Origin of the sequence: Trabulsiella guamensis ATCC 49490 (genome assembly GCF_000734965.1) — a bacterium.
Lineage (GTDB): Bacteria > Pseudomonadota > Gammaproteobacteria > Enterobacterales > Enterobacteriaceae > Trabulsiella > Trabulsiella guamensis.
Map to the genome: position 1 here is coordinate 1 of NZ_JMTB01000149.1, position 1,615 is coordinate 1,615.

Annotated in this window: 3 protein-coding genes; all 3 read right to left on the reverse strand. The window is 60.6% G+C overall.

What is annotated here, in order from left to right; genetic code table 11:
• Window positions 1–171 precede the first annotated feature (171 nt).
• The gene (locus GTGU_RS23145) at window positions 172–612 is read right to left on the reverse strand and encodes a gp436 family protein (RefSeq protein ID WP_038163378.1); all 441 of its coding nucleotides are present in this window, start codon (window positions 610–612) and stop codon (window positions 172–174) included.
• On the reverse strand, window positions 612–1,121 hold the full coding sequence (locus GTGU_RS23150; protein ID WP_051857439.1) for a hypothetical protein: 510 nt from the start codon (window positions 1,119–1,121) through the stop codon (window positions 612–614). The genes GTGU_RS23145 and GTGU_RS23150 overlap by 1 nt, the downstream gene beginning before the upstream one ends.
• 83 nt (window positions 1,122–1,204) lie before the next feature.
• On the reverse strand, window positions 1,205–1,615 hold a 411-nt coding region (locus GTGU_RS23155), incomplete at its 5' end, for a Mu-like prophage major head subunit gpT family protein (RefSeq protein WP_038163381.1).

The window sequence follows — 1,615 nt, forward strand, 5'->3', positions numbered from 1 at the left end:
CATCGGCAGGGCTCGTCTTCTCGCTGGCGATACGCTGGCGGGTCTGGGATTCCACCACCGCGCCGATACTCTCCAGCAGCTCCTGCTGCAGTGACTGATCAGCCAGTTTTTCAATCGCGCGCCGGATGTCCTGAAGCTGACGCTCGCCACGCACTTCAACGGTGATACCCATCACAGCACTCCCTTGAGGTTGTTACGCGTGAAGAGGCGTCGGTTATCGCTCACGATAATCAGCCGCCCGTTGTCAGTCTCCCCGACCGGCGTGTCTGACGACAGACCAAGGTCGCGGGAGCCGTTCGCAATTTCGCGCAACGTGCGCAGGGCTTCGTCGTAGCGCTTCTGGATCTCATCGGTTATCTGGTTGTCCCGTTCGGACAACCAGTAGAACGCGATGGAGACCGCCGCACGACGTAACGGACTCGGGAGCGCGGGGAGGTTCAGCGGCAGCCGGTAGCGCTTCGCCAGAAAGGAGTTAATTTCCGCGTCAGCATCATCGGTTGCCCGCTGGATCTTCGCCTCGTCGAGCTGCTGCGTCTCCTTGTCAAGCGCCATATTCCAGACACGCTCGGCATCGGTTGCCAGCAAATCGTCCCGCGTCACGTAGATGCCCATTACGCGTCCTCCGCTCCGGGCGCTGTGACTGTCGCAAGCTCCGTCACAACCAGCATTTTTTCTGCCTTCAGGCGCGCCGCGTCGGCGGTGCTGATGACGCAGCCATACAACGGCTGACCACGGTCATCTTCAATAACCTGCTCGTCCGGGTTATCGCTGACAAAAACATGCACACCGTGATGCGGCCAGAAGCGCCCGGCACGGTGGAAACCGCCTTCCGGGATGGCGCGCACCTCCAGTACCGTGACGGTCGCATCGTCATTGTTCGCTGTGTCCGGAGCGGTGCCGGTTGCCTGGCTCAGTCCGGCAGCAGGCACCGGGTCAGCAGTGCCGGCTGGATCGGTAGCGACAGGTTGTGACTCCGGACCGTTAACATCAGAAGCCGGTGCCAGCGGTGCCGGGTCCGGCGCGCCAGCCTGACTCTGCACGCCTTCGGCATCTTTGCTGACCGGTGCCGTTGCGGAATGTCCTGCGGGCTCACTGGTTTTCTTTTTCGTTTTTCCACTCACGTTTCAGACCTCTTTTAACGGGCGTTACAGGCGGCGTTAATCCGGCTGTAACGCAGGGTGATGGTGTTTTTCAGGCCAGCAGATCACTCTTCAGGCGCCGGGGCAGGTGGCGCTGGCGGATTTTTCACGAACGGCGAAATCAGCAGCTCAACATCCTTGTAATAGATGTTGGAGCCGCCGCCGTCGGCGGTGATGGCTTCGATCAGCGCCTTCGCCGCGCCACGGTTGTTCTTGCCGACAACCAACAGCGTCGGGTTCATCCCCAGCGGATCGCCGTTTGAGTTCGGAATACCCATCATGGCGGACACGGCCGCTTCATAGTTCGCTCTGGTTAGCGCGGCTTTAGAGCCCACACAGGTCTGCCAGAAACCGAAGCCGACGTTGCTGCGCCCGTCAGTGCCGTAGGCGAATTCGTTCTGCAGGAACACGCGCTCGCTGGTGAGGTCGTCAATGGCGACAAAGTTGAACGGACGACGCTCCTGGTAAATGATAGG